We start from the raw sequence: 20,463 nt of genomic DNA on the forward strand, positions 1-20,463 counted from the left end.
GGAGCAAGCTGCGGAAACCGGTATTTCTCAACTACTGCATTATTGAAGCTAACCAGCTGCGAGTTCTATGCCAGCGCTCACTTTTTTCGAGTTCCGCCCAGGAGGTGATTAAGGGTCTACCCCGCATAGCTTTCAGACGCTCACTCGATTCCGCTGCGGGAATAAAGTTCTGCAGCCCAGCGAGAGACTCCAAAGCCCCTGCGCGGTTATTGCAGACTACGCCCATATCACAACCCGCTTCCAGAGCAGCGCGGATTCTCTCCCCATAACCACCGGCAGCTCCCGCCCCCTCCATGGACAGATCATCACTGAAGATAACCCCATTAAAACCCAGCCGTCCTCGCAAAATATCCTGTAGCCAGTAACGGGAGAAACCCACCGGCTGACTGTCTATATTGACGAAGCGAATGTGAGCGGGCATCACCGCATCCAGTTCATCGGCCCCTATGCAGTCAATAAAAGGCAAGGCATCGCTGGCCAGCACCTGCTCCAGGGAGCGCTCGTCTTGAGGAAGCTCCACATGGCTATCTTCAAGCACGTGCCCGTGTCCTGGAAAGTGCTTGCCGGTTGTAGCCATACCGGCCTCACGCATCCCTTGAATAAATGGCCTTGCAATAGCCGTCAGGTGATGGGGGGCGGGACAAAAACTGCGATCTCCAATAACTCGGCTGTGGCTGTCATCGGCATCCAATACAGGGGCGAAACTGAAATCCATCCCTACAGCCAATAACTCAGAGGCGAGCAACCAACCCACATCCTGCAACTGTACTGCTGAAGCCTCGGCGGACAGCTTTTGCATGGAAGGCAAACGCGTGAACCCCTCTCGAAAACGCTGTACTCGCCCACCCTCCTGATCAACAGCCAGCAGTATCTCTGGGCGCACAGATCGAATATCGGCAATCAGAGCTTGAATCTGATCGCGATCGCGATAATTGCGCGCAAAGAAAATCAAACCACCCACGAGCGGGTGGCGCAAAAGCTCACAATCCTCATCAGTGAGCTTCTGCCCTTCGATATCGATCATCACCGGTCCAAGTGATGCAGGCATATTCAGTTCCTCTAAGATTCACCAGCTGCGCAGTTTAACCGGACTCCACCTTTAGCATTGCCGAAGCGGCCGGCACAAGGCGCTCCAAAGTTTCCGGCAGGCTGCTCTGAGCACCAAAATCCTCTCTCAGGATAGCCTCTATGGCATCGTAGCTCGACAAGGTGAAAATAGTGGCCCCTAACATAAAATACAGGCGCCAGTAGAAAGTCACGGGATCAACCCCCGGTAAGGCCTCGGCCAGTAGGCCTGCGAAGCGTCGGTAACTATCACCGTAACGAGACACTATAAAGCGGCGTAAGTGCCCCTGAAACTGCGTATAAGCTAGTCCCAGCAGGCGCATAAAGCGCTGAGCATCCAGCCCAAGTTGGCTCAGACTGCCCAACCCAACTCGGTATAGGCTCTCCAACAACCCTTCAACCTTAAGTGGCTGGCCAGAAGCTATGCGTCGATCCAACTCTGCTTCCAGGGCATCGGTAAATGGTGTTAGGAAACGCTCAAAAACCGCCTGGATCAACTCTTTCTTAGAACCAAAGTGGTAGTTGACGGCTGCCAGATTGACTCCGGCAGTACTCGTAATAGTCCTAAGGGATGTCTCAGTAAAGCCGCGCTCGGCAAAGAGCGCTTCGGCAGCATCCAAGATGCGGTTAACGGTATCCATCTGACTCATAGATATCAAACCACCATTTAAAACAGCTGTTTAATTTCGGCCAGAGTAGCACACTCCCCAGCTCGCTGGCGGCTTATTACACATACAGAAAGAACGGTTGTAGGGGGAAGTCCGACCTGGCGAATCCCCATAGGCGAAATTGGTTTGGTAAGTTGGCAGGATAAGATGTAATTACCGAAGCGACTGACCACTACCTCTTCCCATAGGCCTTAGTGCATTCCACTGCGCGGGAAGAAAGATAGAGGCGCTAACTACTATTTAGGGACGAGGCACAGCTGTAGGCTCTGTATTTGGCCTCTACCTCCTGTATTCCTGTTTTTCCTGCCTCCCCTACTCCTCGCCCTATCCGATTGTTAATTAATAAAGAAAGTAACCTAGACATCTCGAAAACTATTTAATCCCTGGCTCGCATATATTTCATAATTAAATCTGCAGCCTCTTCCACTGCATCCACCACATGAAACAGATCTAGATCAGCAGAGTCGATACAATTTCGTTCCAATACCGTATCTACCAGCCAATCGTACAGCCCTCCCCAATAACGCTTGCCCACCAAAACGATTGGGAATCGCCGTACTTTTTGGGTTTGTACTAATGTCAGCGCCTCAAATAATTCGTCCAGCGTGCCGTAGCCCCCGGGTAAACCCACAAAACCCACGGCATGCTTCACAAACATAAATTTACGCACAAAGAAATAGCGAAAATTCAAGCTGATATCTTGGTAAGGATTGGCTGCCTGCTCAAAAGGCAGCTCGATATTTAATCCGATTGAAGTACCAGGCTGCTCAAAAGCCCCACGATTACACGCTTCCATCAGACCCGGCCCGCCACCGGTCATCACAGGTATCCCCTCTGCTGCTAAAAGCTCCCCAAGCTTCACCCCTTGCTGATATTCCTGGCTATCTTCAGTGAAACGCGCACCGCCAAAAACTGTTACCGCCCCGTTAAGCGCAACCAAACGCTCAATTCCATCAACCAACTCAGATTGAATGCGCAGAACTCTCCAGGCTTCAGCCATTTTCGCATCAAGCATTATTGTTCTCCCTTGCTGTCAGTTCTTTCAACTATTCTTTTCATTCCCTGTTTTCTTAAACAATGTAGCAGCTGGACTGCAGGCAGGTGCTCAGTTTGCGAGATCCTTAAATCTGTATATAATCCCAGCAACTGTATAAAAATACAGAAACGCTAGGTAAATCTATGACCAATCTCACCGCACGCCAGACTCAAGTATTAGAGCTGATAAAAGCCTACCTGGACGACACAGGTTACCCTCCCACCCGCGCAGAAATCGCCCAAGAGCTGGGTTTTCGCTCGCCCAACGCTGCAGAGGAACACCTCAAAGCACTGGCACGGAAAGGAGCCATTGAGATGGTTGCCGGTGCCTCCCGAGGTATTCGAATTCCCGACCACCAATCGGGACTTCCCATCGTGGGGCGTGTCGCCGCAGGCAATCCTATTCTGGCAGCCGAGCATATTGAGGATTATTGCGACCTGCCCGCCAGTTTCTTCCACCCACCGGCAGATTATTTATTGCGGGTACACGGCATGAGTATGCGAAATGCCGGTATTCTCGATGGGGACCTTCTGGCAGTGCAGAAGACCGAACAAATCAGAAACGGGCAGATTGTAGTTGCGCGGATTGATGATGAAGTAACCGTAAAGCGCTTCCGCCGTAAAGGTAATCAGGCAACAGTACAACTCCTGCCTGAAAACGAAGACTTTGATACCATCCAAGTAGATATGCGGGATAAGAACTTTGTGATTGAAGGATTAGCGGTGGGCGTTATTCGCCAAACTCCGTGAGACTAAAAGATTTACCGCCAATCAAATACAATAACAGCGGCTTCTAGCCGCTGTTGTTTCACTTAATTTTTCGCCTTTACCATAGATTAGTGAATCGTATGGTTAACCGGCATCGACTCTTCCTCTTCAAAGTAACCTGGCTCCAGGTCATCGAGATTTTGCACGGCTTCTATACCCGCCTCTAACATGGCCCGGGCTACTGCTACCTTGTGCTTTCGCAAAAATTGGAGACTCTCGGCTGAGAAACGAATACTCACCAGAGGGTCCTCCTCATGGCCGGCACGGCGCAGAGCCACATCGCCATTGGCCAACTCGATAATCTCAAAAGTTTCGGAGGACATTTGCTTTCCCTTCACTGCACATCAGTTTGCGCCCAGTGTACCACAGGCAATTTAGAAGTTTCAGTGGGCGCAAAAAGATGAATAGAAAGGAAGCGGAGCCCTCTTAGCACTCCTCGAGATTGGCACGCTGTCTAAGTATCAGCTCACTGAGAGCTTTGTGCCATTTAAGCAGCACTTCGAAAGAAAGCTCAATTGGTACTGGTCCGGCGATATTGTGGGTCGGAATAAGGTTGCCAGCTTGCCCCTTTTCCTCCGCTAATGTAGGCAGCCTTAAGAGCTGGTTCCACGCGCGTAATAATTCGCTAAGCCAACTCCCTGGCTCTGAGAGCAATGACTGCAGTTCACTTACTTCAAGGCTCGCTCTCCCCTGGCTGTGCAGGCTATCTAAAATAACCTGTACAGACTCCGGCTCAAAACCCAATTGCAGCTGGTGTGACAGTTCAGCCAGGAAAGCCTGATAGGCTTTCCATAGCTGCAACAAAGCACCTTCTTCCAGGGCCATTCGCCGAATAGTAGAGTCATAACTACTTGTGGCCAGCAGCTGGCTCTTACGCAATGCCGAAGTGACTAGGCCGGTATAGGGGTTACTCATTTACTTTTTTGCCGCCGCTTTCTTAGCTGCCGGCTTTTTCTTGGCCGCCGCTTCGACTTTCCAGGAGCCATCCCGGTAAAAAGCCTTCCAACCCGTGGCCTTTCCATCCTCCTCGGACTGAACATACTGCTCTTGGGTCTTACGGCTGAAGCGAACTACGGTATCGCGCCCCTGATCATCCTGTGAGGGAGCCGAGAACAAGAAACTGTACTTAGGGTCAATCTCACTTTGGTGAGGCAGTAGCTCTTTTATCAGCGGGGCACGGGTCTCACGGTTTTTCGGAAACTGGCTGGCAGCCAGGAATAATCCGGAGGCACCATCGCGGAGAATGTAATGATCCTCAACCTTCAGGCAAGCCAACTCCGGCATAGGAACCGGATCCATTTTGGGTGGCGCCGGCTGGCCATTTTTCAACAGCTTGCGGGTATTCTTACAGGCTTCGTTAGTACAGCCGAAGTATTTACCAAAACGACCTGACTTCAGCTGCATGTCGCTACCGCACTTATCACACTCAATAATCGGACCGTCGTAGCCCTTAATTTTGAACGTGCCCTGCTCTACCTCGTAACCATTACAGTCTGGGTTATTACCGCAGATATGTAGCTTTCTCTGCTCATCAAGCAGATAACTATCCATCGCCGTGCCGCACTTGGGACAGCGGCGCTTCTCCCGCAGCTGGCGGGTTTCGGCATCTTCGTCCTTATCCGCGTCCACGGCCTCATCGCCTGAGACCAGATTCATCGTGTTGGTGCAGCGCTCCTTAGGAGGAAGCGCGTAACCGGAGCAGCCAAGGAATACACCGGTAGAGCCTGTGCGGATCTGCATATGGCGACCACACTTACTGCACTCGATATCGGTATCTGTCGGCGTGTTGCGCCGCATACCCGCATCGCTGGACTGAGCTTTTTCCAGCCGCGAGGAGAAGTCTTGATAAAACTCGTCGAGTAACTGCTTCCAACCTTTATCGCCATCGGCAACCGCATCCAGAGACTCCTCCAGGCTTGCGGTAAAACCGTAGTCCATCAGATTTTTAAAACTTTCGCTGAGGCGGTCGGTGACAATATCACCCATTTTTTCCGCGTAGAAACGGCGGTTCTCAAGCCGCACATAGCCCCGATCCTGAATTGTGGAAATAATAGAGGCATAAGTTGAGGGCCGGCCAATACCACGCTTTTCCAGCTCTTTCACCAGAGCGGCTTCGCTAAAACGAGCCGGAGGCTTGGTGAAATGTTGTTTCGGGTCCAGCTGCTGCAGAGACAGCTTATCGCCAACCTGAACATCAGGCAGCAGCAGATCTTCATCTTTCTTGCCCGCAGGAGGGGCAACTTTGAGAAAGCCATCAAAACGAATCACTCGGCCGCGAGCACGCAACTCAAAGTCACCGGCACTCACCACAATTGAGGTGGAAGTGTATTTTGCCGGGGTCATCTGACAGGCGACGAACTGCTGCCAAATCAGATTGTAGAGCCGCTCCGCATCCCGCTCTGCACCTGAGAGCATATTCGGGGCAACACGCACATCGGAGGGACGAATTGCCTCGTGAGCTTCTTGCGCTCCCTCCTTGCTGCTATAACTAACGGGCTTTTCTGGCAGATACTTATCGCCAAAATTCTCACCGATATACTGCCGGGCCGACTCAACCGCCTCTTTACTTAGGTTGGTCGAATCGGTACGCATGTATGTAATATGACCAGCTTCGTAAAGACGCTGTGCAAGGGTCATGGTTTTCTTGACACTGAAACCGAGACGATTACTAGCCGCCTGCTGCAGTGTCGAAGTAATAAAGGGAGCACTAGGCTTGGAACTGGTAGGCTTATCGTCACGACCGCTAACAACAAACTCACTACCCTGAAGCAATTTCACCGCGCTATTCGCATCGGCTTCATTGGTGGGGCGGAAAGTTTCACCAGCTTGTTTTTTAACCTCTAGCCGCAGCTTGTTCGCTTTGCTGGTAGCGGTATCAGCGAAAAGCGTCCAGTACTCCTCAGGAATGAAAGCGCGGATCTCACGTTCGCGCTCTACCACGAGACGAACTGCCACTGACTGCACCCGGCCAGCAGAGAGTCCTCGGGCAACTTTCTCCCACAATAGTGGGGAGACCATATAGCCAACAATGCGATCGAGGAATCGGCGAGCCTGCTGGGCATGAACCCGATTGATATTCAGGCGGCCGGGATCTTTGAACGCCTCCTGGATCGCGGACTTAGTGATTTCATTAAAAACCACTCGGCGATAGCGTTCGTCATTACCGCCAATTGCTTCCCGCAAGTGCCAGGCGATCGCCTCTCCCTCGCGGTCCAAATCCGTTGCCAGATAAATGTGATCGGCATTCTCAGCCAGCTTTTGCAATTCGCTGACTACTTTTTCCTTGCCTGGCAAAATTTCGTAGTGAGCCTGCCAGCTATTATCCGGGTCGATCCCCATGCGCTTGATCAGCTGCGCACGATTTTTCTTGCGCTTGTAAGCTTCTTTCGCCTCAGGAGAAAGCTTACGAGTCTCTGCCGCACGCCTTGCCCGTTCTTTTGCGTCAACGGGCTGTTTGTTGCCACCACCGGTTGGCAAATCGCGAATATGACCGACGCTGGACTTAACAACAAAGTCCTTGCCGAGATATTTATTGATGGTTTTCGCTTTGGCCGGTGATTCGACGATGACCAGTGATTTACCCATAAGCCTTTGATTTCAAATGAAAAATTTACTGCTATCCGAAGCATTTCAGGCCCATCAATCGGGCCTGCGCTGCGCGAATATATAAGCCTCAGTCAAGGCGCGGTCAAGCAAAGCTGACAACTTTTAGTGCTTATTCGCCAAATTTCACCCCCAGAAAAGGGTAAAATTGTGACAATTTTCCCTATTTGAGCAGCCCGCTAAAATGCCTGTCGCCCTAGTCTTCTGGGAGCTTAATGGGACTGATCTTGCGTACAGATTCTTCTATAAGAGGGGTGTACTCCGCCAAACTCTCAGACAGCTGCGAAAAAGCTTTGACCCCACCGTTTTCCTGCCATTGCACGCCCAATCCGACATCGGTTGCGATAATCGCATAGCAATCCGCCGGCAAGCTATCCAGCAACTGGTGCAATTGCTGCCATGCTGCCTGGGGGGCTCTCACACTGTTGCCCCAGTCCCAACTACCGGCAAAATTCATTTCGTGCGTAATCCGCTGGCGCTGTAGCTTCCAACCAATCTGTAGACGCTTTCTATCCTTCCACCGATAGTAATAAACCGCTGCGGTCCCCTCCCCCAAAGCTTCAGGTAAGGCTTGAATTTGCACGGTAATACCTGCCCTGGCGGCACGGCCACGCAAATCAGCCAGACGGCTGTCGCGCTGATTGGGCTTCAGCCACATCACTGGCCCCAGCACCAGGGCAATAGCAAAGCCAATTATGATTACCGGTAGCCATTCGGACATAAAAGTTCCTTATGATGGTTTTAAAAACGGCCTATTCTGCGGCGCCATATATGATCCATGTCAAACAGTTTTTTTTGCGATAGACTGAAAATAGCTGTCGTATGAGGCCCCACTGGGCAAATAGAAAAGACAGGAGCTAATGGAAAATGGCGAAATATGAACGAATATTGGTGGGCCTGGACCTCTCGGAAGAATCCTCACAAGTGCTGGAAAAAGCGGCCTCCCTCGCTGAAGCTTTCAATGCCGAAATCAGCTTGATGCATGCCATTGAGCCGCTGACATTTGCCTACGGTGGGGATATCCCCATGGATTTATCGGAGGTACAGGATCAGCTACAGAGACAGGCCAAGGAACAGCTCCACAAAGCCGCTCTACCGCTGAATATCCCCGCTGAACGACAGCATGTAATTTTGGGCCAACCATCCACCGAGATACATCGCCTAGCCAAAGATTTAGAGGTCGATCTTATTGTTATCGGTAGCCATGGACGCCATGGCCTGGCTCTTCTGCTGGGCTCAACCTCTAACGGGGTTCTTCACGGCGCCAAGTGCGATGTTTTAGCTGTCAGGGTATATGTGGACGAAGAATAAGCCCCCTCTTTCGGCGAGAGAAGTGGTGCCATGCACCCCTTCTCTCCAATACTCAAACCTTACTCTTCGCCCCCCTCCAACTCCGACCATCGATCAAAAGCGGTCTCTAATTGAGTTTGCTTCTCCGCCAGTAAATTGAGCCGGTTTTGCACCTGGGCTTGCTCCTGTTGATAAAAAGTAGGGTCTGCTACCTCAGCCTCTATAGCGCCAATTTCAACTTCAAGCTGTTCGATCAAGGCTGGTAAGCCATCCAGTTCACGTTGCAGCTTATAGCTGAGCTTCTTTTTCTTAACCTGAGGCTTGTCCGCTTCGACCGGCTTTGCTTTCACCTTGCCTTCGGGGACTTTTTCCTCTTTTGACTCCTGTTCAAAGCTACCTCCCTGGCGAATGAAGTCCGCATAACCACCCACATACTCTCGGATACGACCATCTCCCTCGAAGGCCAGACAGGAATCCACAACATTATCGAGAAATGCACGGTCGTGACTGACTAATAACACTGTGCCTGTGAATTCCAGAAGTAACTTTTCAAGCAGCTCCAGGGTTTCTACATCCAAGTCATTTGTCGGCTCATCGAGCACCAGAATATTGGCTGGCTGACTGAATAATTTCGCCAGAAGAGCCCTATTGCGCTCACCACCACTCAACGCACCTACCTTGGTCCGCGCTTTCAAACCGCTAAAGAGGAAATCGGATAAATAGGACATGATATGGCGGCTTTTACCGCCAATGGTGACAGAGTCGCGCCCTCCACCAACATTATCCAACACGGTAAGTTCTGGATTTAATTGGTCCCTGCGCTGGTCAAAATAGGCTACCTGCTGCTTTGTACCCAAACGCACCTGACCGGACTGAGGCTGAAGGTCCCCGAGCAACACTCGAATTAAGGTGCTTTTACCAACCCCATTAGGACCAATCAATCCCACCTTATCACCGCGCATTAAGGTAAATGAAAGGTCGCGAATCAGGGGGGACTCATTGGGGTAGGCAAAGGTAACGTTGCTAAGCTCAGCCACCAGTTTACCGGATATTTCTCCACTATCGAGAGACATCCTTGCAATGCCCTGTTGAGTTCGACGCGCCTCTCTCTGGCGCCTTAGTCCCTGCAAGGCCCGCACCCGCCCTTCATTACGGGTGCGTCGCGCCTTGATACCCTGGCGAATCCAGGCTTCCTCCTGGGCTAGCTTTTTGTCGAATAGCGCTTCGTTCCTGGCCTCTTCTTCTAAAAGTTTCTCTTTTTCTTCCTGGTAACGCCCAAACTTACAACGAAAAACTCGTAGGTATCCACGATCCAAATCCCAGACTGTACTGGCCAGCCGCTGCGCCAAAGCACGATCGTGGCTGACGAACAATAACGCGCCTCTAAAAGTATCGAGGAACCCTTCCAACCACTCCACAGCGGCAATATCCAAATGGTTGGTGGGCTCATCGAGAATGAGCAAATCGGGCTCTGTAACCAGTGCGCGCGCGAGAGCTGCACGGCGCTGCCAACCTCCAGAGAGATCAGCCACGGATTCATCGGGACTCAAGCCGAGGCGGTCGAGCACACTATCGACTCTAGGCAGGAGATCCCAGCCGTGCTCCGCTTCAATTTTGGCCTGTAGCTCGGCCGATGGGTCCTCCCGATAACCAGCCAATACCCCCCCTATAGGGCCCAGACCCTCGGCAACATATCGGTAGACAGAGTCGAGACAGCCTGCGGGCAACTCCTGCTCAAGGGTTGCCATAACCATCCCACTCGCGCGCACAATCTCCCCAGCATCTGGGTCCACCTGCCCCGCAATTAAACGCAACAGGCTGGACTTACCCTCTCCATTGCGGCCAACAAGGCAAATACGATCGCCCCGCTCAATTTTTGCACTGACGTTTTCAGCAAGCACCTGGGTCCCGTAACGCAGACTGACCCCATCCAATAGAAGCAACATAATTAGGCACTACAATTAACAGACCCGGTTAACATTCTCGCTAGTTAGTTGAATGAAACGAAAATTGATACTTCGGGTCCTGTGAAAAATTCGCTATTTTACGCTTTTTTGCCAAGCCGTCTCATAAACTTGCGCGACCAGACTCAACTTTGGGGTTACTGTCATGTCAGTTAGCACAAGTCGACTCTTCCAGTTTATTGCCCCTTTAATGGTCTGGATCTGCCTCAGCGCCCAGGCAGAGTCACAAGCATCATCGAAGGAGTTGTCTCAGCAAGACAAGCCAGCCACAGGTATATCCAACCAGCGCCAGCTATTACAACAAGCCAGGATAGCGATCAAATACGGCAATAAAAAACAGTTAAAGCAATTGAAAGCCAAGTTGGCGAATTACCCTCTAGTGCCCTATCTCGACTACTGGGCGATCGGAAGAAAATTACACCAATTGCCCCTAAAAGATATTGATCGCTTTCTCGCTGAGAATCAGGGAACAGCGGTGGGTGACTGGATGCGTATTAGGTTACTTAGAGAGCTGGGGCAACAGAGACAATTTCAGACCTACCTAAAATACTTTCAACCTGAGAAACACAAGCGCGCGGCACTGCGTTGCTATTATGCCGACGCATTGTTTCGCCATGGCAACAAAGACAATGCCGATCAAGTAACCACCGAGCTCTGGCTGGTTGGGCACTCACAAGTAGAGGAGTGTGACCCTGTTTTTGCCCGTTGGAAGCGCAATGGTGGCCTAACCCAGGAAAAGATTTGGTCCCGCCATTTACTCACCCTAGAAGAGGATAACCTCGAACTCGCTTCCTATATCGCCAGGAAAATGGACAAACCCTTCCAACAGAGAGCAGCCCTGCTAAGGGAGGTGCACAAATCACCCAAGCTTCTTCTCAATTACCCCCGCTTCTTACAGTCACCAGAGCATCATAGGGAAATTATTCTGCATGGATTGCATCGATTAGCTAGGGAAGATGCAGCCGTCGCTGAACAGGCATGGCAGCGCTATAGTGCCAGCCTCCTGTTTAACGATAAGGAGCAAGCCAATATGCTCCGCCATCTGGCTCGACAATTTGCGCGTCAAGACGATACCCAGGGACTGCTACAACTGACCAAGAATCACACAATGGATGATGGATATTCCATTGAATGGCTGGCGCGGCAATCCCTGCGAGAGCTCGACTGGGAGCAGGTTGCCTTTTGGATTGATCGCCTGCCACTCGATCGGCAACAGCGCGATCGCTGGCTCTACTGGAAAGCCCGCTCACTGGAAGAACTTTATGGTAAAGCGCAGTCTGGAGCAGCCTCCCTGCTCTATCGAAAAGCTGCACGGGAACGCAGTTACTACGGCTTCCTTGCTGCCGATACCCTCGGACAAAATTACAGCTTTGTAGATCGTCCCGCGCCAATCACGCCAATTCAAGTGCAGCAGATGGCCCAGCACACCGGCTTACAAAGGGCACGTGAATTGCAGGCTATTGGTGAACTATTCCATGCTCGGCGTGAGTGGAGCTACGCTACTCGGGAAATGGATCACGAGGAGCTATTAGCCGCGGGCAAAGTGGCAAGCGCATGGGGTTGGTATCACAAATCCATTCAATCTGTTCTTGCGGCAGACTACCTGGATGATCTGGAACTCCGCTTCCCCCTGGCCTTTGCCGATATTGTAGAAAGTGTAAGTGAGCAGGTTGGACGGCAGAGCACGCCTCTAGAGCCCTATATGATTTATGCAGTTGCCCGCCAGGAAAGCCACTTCAGCCACGACGCCAAATCACGGTCTGGCGCATTGGGCCTAATGCAATTGCTACCCTCTACCGCACGCGCAACGGCAAAGCGCGCCGGTGTACGCTATCGACGCAGCTGGGATCTACTAAGCCCCAAAACTAATATTGCCCTTGGCAGCTTTTACCTGAGCACCCTGTTAAATCGATTCGATAACAATCGCTTCCTCGCCGCTGCCGCTTACAACGCGGGGCCAACGCGGGTTGCCAAGTGGTTAAAGGAGACTCGTCAGCGTCTGCCACACGATGTCTGGATCGAGACGATTCCCTATAGTGAAACAAGGAATTATGTACAGAATGTACTCGCTTATACGGTAATTTATGCCTATCGAAGCGGCACCAAGCTACAACTTCTCAAGGCGCATGAGGCAGGGAATAAACTTTAAGGTGTCTCAGAATAACCTTACAAACCTCTGCCCTAACTTTGATACCGTTTGATAGGAATAGAGCCCCCCTTGGGAACCCGAGTCATTGGGGCTTAAGGTGGGAGTTATCTCCCAATAAATGACGGGCGCCTAACCAATTCGTTTGGCTAACCAGGCTTGCAGCTGCGATTGCTGAAAGGGCCATGCATAAGTGTCTTCAGGATCACCGAGCCCCACCACGGGTATCAAAAGACTAAAGCGCTCGAATAAATTGTCATCATCGGCAATATCTACCTCCCTTAAACGCAACCCAAACTGCTCGAGCAGGGGCCATATTTCCAGCTTGGCCTTTTCGCACAGGCTGCATCCAAGGGTGGTATAGAGCAGCAATTCACGGGGCGAACTCATGAGAACACTCCCAGGTTATTAACCCAAAAATATCCGGCAGCACCGGAAACCAATAACAGAGTCAAGCCCAAGGCTTTTATAGGGATACGTGGCTGAAGTTTTTCCTCCTGGGGCTCAGCCATACTTGGGCTCTCTTCCCGCAGCCCGGCGATAGAAGCCGAGAAGGATCTCTGAGTGACATCTTCAGCTGTCACTTCACCTGAGCCAATTTTTGGAGACTTCATAAGATGTGAAGAGATTGCAGGGCGCACTGCGGTGCGATCAAGATCATCCGCAGGGCCCACAACAGAAAAACTCAACGAATCAAACCGCAGTTCATCGCCTCTTCGCACACGGCTTTCCGTGATCCGTCGACCATTGACGAATGTCCCGTTGGCCGAGCCGAGATCAATTGCGAACAGCAACCCTTCACGCACCTCCAACCTTGCATGGCGACGTGAAAGGTGTGACAAGGAAAAAGTGATATCGCACTCCTCAGAGCGCCCCACCACCGCGCCACCCTTCACAGGAAACACTTTCCCCGCTATCGCCTTGTGATTTGCCCGTAGCGCCCAGGCGGTATTTTTCGACTTGCTCGAATTAAGCTTTGTTACTTTGGGGTCAATAATTTGTAGTGTTCGAGTACCGATTGTTATCTGATCGTTCAGCTTGATTCGACAGGCTGATGCCATCGGCTTCCCATTAACCAGTACATGGGAGTCTCCAGAAACATTCCCCAGGGTAAGCTGCCCCCCCTTAATCGCGATCTTTAGATGTAACTTCGCAATCGAGTCATCCGGTATACACAGATCACAACCCTGATCTCGCCCCACCGTTACACCGGGGGCCACCAACCAAACACTCTGGCCAGAATCGTTTACATCACAAAGTTTTAGCATTGATCACGCTCCTCAGCCCTAAGGAGACTGAATATAGGGCAGCCTAAATAAAGGGACTGTCCCAATTAACAGTAAAACCTGAAAAAAATTTGCAGATTGAAGATAAAACCGAGTTTAACACGGGCAATATCATTAGCGTGTGATTGGGTTTGCAGCTTACAATGGCGCAAAGGTCTAATATCCGGCTCAGGCAGGGATGACCAATTCAGCTGCCATTGGTGTCGTTGGGTAAAGTACACTTGCAGCACCACAAGGAAAAGACGGATCTTTGCCGAATCGGCTATCACCGTCAGTAACGATGAGAAACCATAACAGGTAGTTGCACGCCAGTGAGTGAAGCCAAAGTTCGCGAGGTATCGCGGCACAGCGAAGTAGTTCAACACACCCCAAGTGCTACACGTAGCGCTGGCGCCACTCATCCCGGCTACCGGCGAGAGCAGAATGAAGATGCCTATTGGGCAGATGAAGAAAAAGGCATTTGGGTCGTCGCCGATGGCTTGGGCGGACACCACGCCGGCGAGATTGCCAGCCAGACCGTAGTAGAAGAAATCCAACAGTGCGCGTCAACTGACCGCCACTATGAACGCGCCCTACAAAGGGCCCACGCCCTACTGCTTGGTGATGAGCACAGCACTGCTAATATGGGCTCAACCGCAGTAGTGCTCGCCGAGGAAGGCGATTACTATCACATCTATTGGGTTGGAGATAGCCGAGCTTACCTCTGGACACCGGGCGACAAAAACGGCGAACTCAGCCAACTGACAAGTGATCACTCCTATGTTCAGATGCTGATGGATTCTGGTGCCATCAACTCAGAGGAAGCCGCAACCCACCCAAATCGCCACGTTATTACCCGATGTATCGGCGGTAGTACCAACCCCAAGCTCGAAGTTGACCGGGTATCTCATCGCTGGAGCTCAGGACAAAAACTTCTACTTTGCAGCGATGGACTCAGTTCCGAAGTACCCAATGAAAAAATAAACCGGATCATCGCTGAAAACCCCAATAACCACCAAATAGTTGAGTTTCTCATAAACGCAGCCCTTGATGCCGGTGGCAAGGACAATATCACCGTTCAGGTTATCGAAGCACCAGCTATCGCCCCTCCCCCAAGCTTTTCGCAAGAATCTCACAGCAGCACTGCACAAAACAAAACTAATGGTGACAGCCAAAGCAATAGAAGCTGGCGACCACTTCTGGTCTTGCTTGCTGCTTGCGGAGCAATTGCCGCACTGGCAGGCGGAATATTCCAGCTATTTTAACGAGGCCATAGCACACCATGGAGCTCGTAAAGAGTGGCAATTCTTCGCTACAAATCCCCGGCTATCGCATCCTCCGCAAAATTAACCAGGGTGGCATGTCCACGGTATACCTAGCCATTCAGCGCAGTGTCGGCCGCCAAGTGGCCCTCAAGGTTATGTCGCCGGTTCTCAATGCCGACCCGATTTTCAGTGAGCGATTTCAACGGGAAGCCAACATTGTCGGACAGCTCTCCCATCCAAATATCGTTGGTATCCATGATATTGGACGCTACCGCAGCCTTAACTATATCGCCATGGACTATATGGCTGGGGGCTCTGTTTCTGAAAGACTCGCCAAAGGGCCATTGGAGCCACTGGAAGCCCTCAATGTTGTACGCCAAATCGCCATGGCCTTGGACCACTCCCACAGCAAGGGGTATGTGCACAGGGACCTAAAACCAGAAAATATACTGTTTCGGGAGGATGGCTCTGCCGTATTGAGTGATTTTGGCGTGGCGCGCGCTGTTGCACATACCACAAGAATGACCAATAGCGGCATGGTCGTAGGCACGCCCCACTATATGAGCCCCGAGCAGGCCAGAGGTAATGCTATTGACGGTCGGGCCGATCTCTACAGCCTAGGTGTTGTCTTTTATGAAATGCTCACTGGTGCTGTTCCCTACCAAGCAGAGGAAGCGGTGGCTATTGCCATCAAGCACCTGACCGACCCCATCCCCAAGTTACCTGCTCGGCACGCGCTATACCAGCCGATCATTGATCGCGCCCTGGCCAAAGAGCCGGCCAAACGATTTCAACGGGGCCTGGATGTCGCAGATGCAACCGATCAGTTAGTTGCAACCCTAGCCGGCAAGCCCAGCCAGCAAATCAGCCAGTTAAACAACGCCTCTGTCGGTGTTTCCAGTCTAGCCCGTGCACTTTTTCTCACTCTTTTAAGCAGCCTCCGGGATCGCTTTATTAAAGGCTGGCAGGTGAGACTGGAGAACCCCCAGCAAGTGGACTCCGTACGTAAAGATCAGGATACCCTGGTGCGTTTACGACAGCTGGTCAGTGAACCAACAAAGCACAGGCGCCCATGGGCACTAACCGCCATCACCGCCATTACGCTACTCTTTGGCTGGAGCGTTCATAGCACTTTCAGTGGTAAGGAAACTTGGCTTAGCCAGATCACTTTATCCGACAGCGCAAGACGCCATACCTCCGACACTGCGCCCAGCGCCGATCGTTCTGAAGAAGTACAAGTCAGAGATGTAGAGAAGCCTCCAGTTAAAGATCTGGTACAGACACAAGGGCAGGAGATCTCTCAAGGTCATTCCATAAACAACCAATCCCCGGAAAATTCACTATCGGGCAATCTACACACCCAAAACTCGGTTGTGCTTTCACAGGAGCAGCCAAACTCAGTACCAAAGTTTGCATTTACGGTCAAAACTGAGCCTGAAGATGCCCGCGTACGTATTATGAATATAAGTCCGCGCTATACACCGGGTATTCAACTAGAGCCCGGGCGATACGATGTAGAGGTCAGCAAACCCGGCTATGACCGCTTTCGTAATTGGATCATTATTGAGGATCAGAACCACCAGCTTTCGGTAAAGCTACAAAAAGCCTATTTTGCCGGAAAGAAAATACGCTCCAAGCTCTCCTCCGGCGGTCAGGGCCCTCAGATGATCGTAGTAGGCTCGGGAGAATTTATGATGGGCAGCAATAAACGCAGTAATAGCCGCCCCGAGCACCAAGTAAAAATTCCCAAACCCTTTGCCATTTCAACTCAAGAAATCACTTTTGAGGATTATGACCGCTTTGCTCTCGCCACAGGCATTAATCAACCCAGTGACTCAGGCTGGGGCCGAGGGAGGCGACCGGTCACCAATATTACCTGGCGGGACGCACAAAAATATGTTGAGTGGCTTTCAGAGCAAACGGGACAAAAATATCGTTTGCCCAGCGAGGCCGAGTGGGAATATGCAGCCCGCGCGGGCACTGACCAACCTTTCTGGTGGAAAAGCAGCGATGCAAGGGGAAAAGCCAATTGCAGGCGCGGATGTGACAGTGAATTTAACAGTCTCTTTATCACGAAAACCGGGCCGGTAGCGAATTACCAAGCCAACCCTTTTGGACTATACGATACGGCCGGCAATGCGGCAGAGTGGGTGCAAGACTGTTATCAACCCGGTTATGATAAAAACCACAACACATCTGCACCACTGAAAATCAAAAACTGTCAGTTACGCAGCGTTCGCGGTGGCTCAATGCGGGACTCGTCTAGCAGAATTGGGGCAGATTATCGCAAGGGCCTCAATGAAAATAGTCGTGCAAAGGATGTAGGAATGCGGATTGTTATGGAACTTGATTAATAACTCCAACTCAAACTAGCGTAACCAGAAAGGATTAAGCAATGATAAGGATCTTTGTTCTACTGTCAGCACTCACAGTTTCAGCTTGTAGCAACCTAAAATTCAACACCAATGCAGGACCATACTTGTCAAATAAAATTACCTCAACTTTTGTTAAGGAGTACTCTCCAGCAGAAATACGCCGATATAATGGAATCATCTTGGGAGTAGTAACGTCTTCAGAATGCCAAGCCTCCCCCAAAGAGGATAAGCCCTCAAAAAAAGCTCTGAACTGGGCACTAAAAAAACAGGTTCATGATATGGGCGGGAATGCAATTGTGATTGAAAACTGCGCAGTACAGCAATCTGCCGGTTGTATTTCTTTTCTTGAATGCCAAGGTGTCGCCTATACAATCCCTAATCCAAATTCACAAGCAAGCAAGACTAGCCATAGAGAGAGTTATAGCTTCTAAAGCTGATTTCTAAATCAAAAACCTCAAAACCCCATGTTAAAAATTGGTTAATTAGCGGCCTGAGGAAATACCCTCAAAGCCGCTGCAAAGAAAGTTTAAGTTATCCCCACTTACACCTTCACTCTCACTTCCCAAACGTTGTGGATTTTAGGGTTGCGTTGAAAATCCTTATCCAACAACTGTAAAGGCTGCACGGCAAAGGCATCAGTAATCGCCACATCCATTTTAAAACTGCGCAAATTATTGGAAAAAATCAGAGTGCCCCCCGGAGCCAATAATGCCATGCATTGGCTGATCAGCTTGGCGTGGTCGCGCTGAATATCCAGCACTCCGCGCATTTTGGCCGAATTGGAAAAGCTCGGGGGATCGAGGAAGATCAGGTCGTAATGGCCTTTGCGATTTTGTTGGGCCGATGCCAACCACTGCAGGCAATCAGCTTCCACCAGCTGGTGCTTATAGGGATCCATACCATTTGCACGGAAGTTTCGCGCAGCCCAGGATTGATAGGTTTTGGACATATCCACACTGGTACTTTGTATGCTGCCACCCAAAGCAGCTTGCACAGTGGCTGTTGCGGTATAGCAAAACAGGTTGAGAAATTTCTTCCCAGAGGATATCTCGCGCAGGTGCTTTCTCACCGGGCGATGGTCTAGGAACAGCCCTGTATCCAAGTAGCGCCATAAATCCACTTCCAGCTCAGCGCCGTACTCCTGCACCTGCAAGCTAGCCCTTTCCTCAACCTGCTTTTGATACTGGCCAGCGCCCTTTTGGCCACCTTTATGGCTGTGGCGGCGACGCTCCTTGATGCTAATTTTCCCTCTAGGCAGCTCCAAAACGGATTGCACGGCTCTCAACAGATCCCTTAACCGGTTGCGCGCCTTACCCTCATCAATACTGGCCGGCGCGCGGTACTCCTGGAGGTGAGCGTAGAGCTCCCCCTCTAAAGTGCGATATAAATCTACTGCGGCGGCGTACTCCGGTAAATCAGCATCGTAGAGCCTATAACAGTCAATACCGTTTCTGGATGCCCACTTGCCTGTTGTGCGTAAATTCTTGCGCAGGCGATTGGCCACCATTTCAGCTTCCGGGGAAAGCTTGCGTTCCTTAGGTGCGCTCTCGGCCTGCCCCCCCTGTTCGCGCACCTGAAACAACAACAGCTGACTGGGGATTGAGCCGTTATATAACTGGTAGTGCTTGTGAGAGCGTAGCCCGGTGGAATACCCCAACTCAGGGTTGCCGGTAAAAATTCCCACCTGCCAACCGGGAAACTCCGCCTTTAACTGCTTACCCAACTCCGCGTAGGTTTCTCGCAGAGCCTCCTGCTCACCAAGGCGTTCACCATAGGGGGGGTTGGTCAATACCAAACCAGTATTGATCTCCCGATGACTCGGAACCTTGAATGCGGCGACCGGCCGGCAACTCACCCGCACCTGGCGCTCCAATCCCGCCCTATCAATATTGGCTTCGGCAGCAAATAGCACCCTAGCATCGGCATCATAACCGCGAATTTCCGGCAAAGGCTTCTCCAAACCGGCAACGCGACGCTGCAGAGCCTCTTCACGAAGCTCATTCCAAATATCGCTCTGGTGGTTGAGCCAGCGCTCAAAACCAAAACTCTCACGGAAGAGACCCGGAGCAATATCAGCAGCCATCATGGCCGCTTCAATCAAAATAGTGCCCGAACCACACATTGGATCCAGCAGAGCCCCACCCTCAGCCGCAATCTGCGGCCAACGAGCGCGCAATAACAGGGCTGCAGCCAGGTTTTCCTTGAGGGGGGCAGCACCGATATGCGTTCGGTAGCCCCTTTTATGCAAGCTATCCCCACTGAGATCTATGGCAATATCCAGCCTGTCCCGCTGCAGTCGCAAAGCCACAGTCAGGTCGGGATTGTGCTTATCGATACTCGGTCTCGCCCCGGTTTTATCACGCAAGCGATCAACGATGGCATCTTTTGTTTTTTGGGCTCCGAACTGACTATTACGGATTTCCCGATTTGTCCCCGAAAACTGCAACCACAGTTTGCCCGAAGGGCCAATATGCTCCTCCCAAGGCTGTGCAGCCACCGCCCGGTAGAGGTCTTCAGCATCACCGATGCGAACCTGATCGAGTTGCAGCAAAATCCGGTTTGCCAGGCGACTCCACAGACAGCAACGATAAGCAAGCTTCAAGGAGCCTGCAAAATGTATGGCCGCAGGCTGCTCCCGAAGGACCTTAGCCCCCAGAGACCCAAGCTCTACAGCAAGTAAGCTTTCCAATCCTTTCGGACATGTCGCAGTAAACTTAAATTCTTCTATACGTGAGTCGATCAAAACTTTTACTCGATAACCCCTAGCATCAGGGGGATAAATATGGCGCCCCTTGGCGCAAATTAGATTTTCAAGAGCCTGGTAGACATACCCGGAGGTCAGTATTCCCCTCAACAGGCCAGATTTTCTGGCGCGATTATCCCACTTTGTAGCGGCGGAGCCTATGTAGTCGGGATATCTTGCTAGTGTCTACACAGTCACCCCGACTTTTAAATGCCTCTCTGTAGATGTCTTGAGAGCGATGCCCAGCCATTTTCCGATTTTGCTCTCTCCACCATA

17 protein-coding genes are annotated in these 20,463 nt (G+C 51.3%); 6 read left to right on the forward strand and 11 right to left on the reverse strand.

Translation table 11 applies throughout. The annotated features are described in order from the left end of the window. Nucleotides 1–31: 31 nt before the first annotated feature. The 3 genes from nagZ to ACJJIC_RS15205 all read right to left on the reverse strand — a co-directional run bounded on the left by nagZ (nt 32) and on the right by ACJJIC_RS15205 (nt 2,748). Nucleotides 32–1,048: a beta-N-acetylhexosaminidase gene (nagZ, locus tag ACJJIC_RS15195; RefSeq protein WP_444909409.1), complete on the reverse strand. Its 1,017-nt coding sequence runs from the start codon at nt 1,046–1,048 to the stop codon at nt 32–34. A gap of 34 nt (nt 1,049–1,082) precedes the next feature. After that, nucleotides 1,083–1,715 (reverse strand): TetR/AcrR family transcriptional regulator, encoded by a 633-nt coding sequence (locus ACJJIC_RS15200; protein WP_444884603.1) that lies wholly within the window; start codon nt 1,713–1,715, stop codon nt 1,083–1,085. A gap of 394 nt (nt 1,716–2,109) precedes the next feature. After that, nucleotides 2,110–2,748 (reverse strand): LOG family protein, encoded by a 639-nt coding sequence (locus tag ACJJIC_RS15205; protein ID WP_252081961.1) that lies wholly within the window; start codon nt 2,746–2,748, stop codon nt 2,110–2,112. Between the two features lie 164 nt (nt 2,749–2,912). Here ACJJIC_RS15205 and lexA point away from each other — a divergent pair, with 164 nt between their 5' ends. After that, entirely contained in the window at nt 2,913–3,518 is a 606-nt protein-coding gene (lexA, locus tag ACJJIC_RS15210) for a transcriptional repressor LexA (protein ID WP_252081962.1), read from the forward strand. An 86-nt stretch (nt 3,519–3,604) separates the two neighbouring features. Here lexA and ACJJIC_RS15215 read toward each other — a convergent pair whose 3' ends face one another. From ACJJIC_RS15215 to ACJJIC_RS15230, 4 genes are all read right to left on the reverse strand, one after another. Beyond that, nucleotides 3,605–3,859 carry a hypothetical protein gene (locus tag ACJJIC_RS15215; RefSeq protein ID WP_152453256.1) on the reverse strand — a complete coding sequence of 85 codons (255 nt, stop codon included), beginning with the start codon at nt 3,857–3,859 and terminating at the stop codon, nt 3,605–3,607. A gap of 103 nt (nt 3,860–3,962) precedes the next feature. After that, nucleotides 3,963–4,451 carry a DUF6586 family protein gene (locus tag ACJJIC_RS15220; RefSeq protein ID WP_445357333.1) on the reverse strand — a complete coding sequence of 163 codons (489 nt, stop codon included), beginning with the start codon at nt 4,449–4,451 and terminating at the stop codon, nt 3,963–3,965. Then, nucleotides 4,452–7,121 carry a type I DNA topoisomerase gene (gene topA, locus ACJJIC_RS15225; protein ID WP_444884601.1) on the reverse strand — a complete coding sequence of 890 codons (2,670 nt, stop codon included), beginning with the start codon at nt 7,119–7,121 and terminating at the stop codon, nt 4,452–4,454. A gap of 214 nt (nt 7,122–7,335) precedes the next feature. After that, nucleotides 7,336–7,860, reverse strand: a complete 525-nt coding sequence (locus ACJJIC_RS15230; RefSeq protein ID WP_444909407.1) for a hypothetical protein — start codon at nt 7,858–7,860, stop codon at nt 7,336–7,338. 146 nt (nt 7,861–8,006) lie between these two features. Here ACJJIC_RS15230 and ACJJIC_RS15235 point away from each other — a divergent pair, with 146 nt between their 5' ends. Continuing rightward, nucleotides 8,007–8,450: a universal stress protein gene (locus ACJJIC_RS15235; RefSeq protein ID WP_252081967.1), complete on the forward strand. Its 444-nt coding sequence runs from the start codon at nt 8,007–8,009 to the stop codon at nt 8,448–8,450. Between the two features lie 59 nt (nt 8,451–8,509). Here ACJJIC_RS15235 and ACJJIC_RS15240 read toward each other — a convergent pair whose 3' ends face one another. Next, nucleotides 8,510–10,375, reverse strand: a complete 1,866-nt coding sequence (locus tag ACJJIC_RS15240) for an ATP-binding cassette domain-containing protein (RefSeq protein ID WP_444909406.1) — start codon at nt 10,373–10,375, stop codon at nt 8,510–8,512. A 163-nt stretch (nt 10,376–10,538) separates the two neighbouring features. On the opposite strand from ACJJIC_RS15240, the gene ACJJIC_RS15245 reads away from it, so the two are divergent. Beyond that, complete coding sequence (locus tag ACJJIC_RS15245; RefSeq protein ID WP_444909405.1) at nt 10,539–12,542, forward strand: transglycosylase SLT domain-containing protein; 2,004 nt, start codon at nt 10,539–10,541, stop codon at nt 12,540–12,542. Nucleotides 12,543–12,671: 129 nt separating this feature from the next. On the opposite strand, the gene ACJJIC_RS15250 is transcribed toward ACJJIC_RS15245, so the two are convergent. Both ACJJIC_RS15250 and ACJJIC_RS15255 read right to left on the reverse strand, forming a co-directional pair. Further along, a complete protein-coding gene (locus ACJJIC_RS15250; RefSeq protein WP_252081970.1) occupies nt 12,672–12,929 on the reverse strand; it encodes a glutaredoxin family protein in 258 nt (85 codons plus the stop codon). Then, nucleotides 12,926–13,807 (reverse strand): FHA domain-containing protein, encoded by an 882-nt coding sequence (locus ACJJIC_RS15255; RefSeq protein WP_444909404.1) that lies wholly within the window; start codon nt 13,805–13,807, stop codon nt 12,926–12,928. Before ACJJIC_RS15255 ends, ACJJIC_RS15250 begins: the two co-directional genes overlap by 4 nt. 329 nt (nt 13,808–14,136) lie before the next feature. On the opposite strand from ACJJIC_RS15255, the gene ACJJIC_RS15260 reads away from it, so the two are divergent. Genes ACJJIC_RS15260 through ACJJIC_RS15270 form a run of 3 tightly spaced genes read left to right on the forward strand, consistent with a single transcriptional unit; the run spans nt 14,137 to nt 17,875 of the window. Then, nucleotides 14,137–15,069: a PP2C family protein-serine/threonine phosphatase gene (locus ACJJIC_RS15260; protein ID WP_445357334.1), complete on the forward strand. Its 933-nt coding sequence runs from the start codon at nt 14,137–14,139 to the stop codon at nt 15,067–15,069. A 17-nt stretch (nt 15,070–15,086) separates the two neighbouring features. Continuing rightward, nucleotides 15,087–17,423, forward strand: coding sequence for an SUMF1/EgtB/PvdO family nonheme iron enzyme (locus ACJJIC_RS15265; protein ID WP_444909402.1), 2,337 nt, complete (start codon nt 15,087–15,089; stop codon nt 17,421–17,423). Nucleotides 17,424–17,464: 41 nt separating this feature from the next. Beyond that, on the forward strand, nt 17,465–17,875 hold the full coding sequence (locus ACJJIC_RS15270) for a hypothetical protein (RefSeq protein WP_444909401.1): 411 nt from the start codon (nt 17,465–17,467) through the stop codon (nt 17,873–17,875). Nucleotides 17,876–17,985: 110 nt separating this feature from the next. Here the strand turns inward: ACJJIC_RS15270 and rlmKL are convergent, their stop codons facing one another. After that, nucleotides 17,986–20,172 carry a bifunctional 23S rRNA (guanine(2069)-N(7))-methyltransferase RlmK/23S rRNA (guanine(2445)-N(2))-methyltransferase RlmL gene (rlmKL, locus tag ACJJIC_RS15275; RefSeq protein ID WP_444911017.1) on the reverse strand — a complete coding sequence of 729 codons (2,187 nt, stop codon included), beginning with the start codon at nt 20,170–20,172 and terminating at the stop codon, nt 17,986–17,988. Between the last annotated feature and the right edge of the window lie 291 nt (nt 20,173–20,463).

This window comes from Microbulbifer mixtoriginis (SeqCode) (assembly GCF_052468275.1).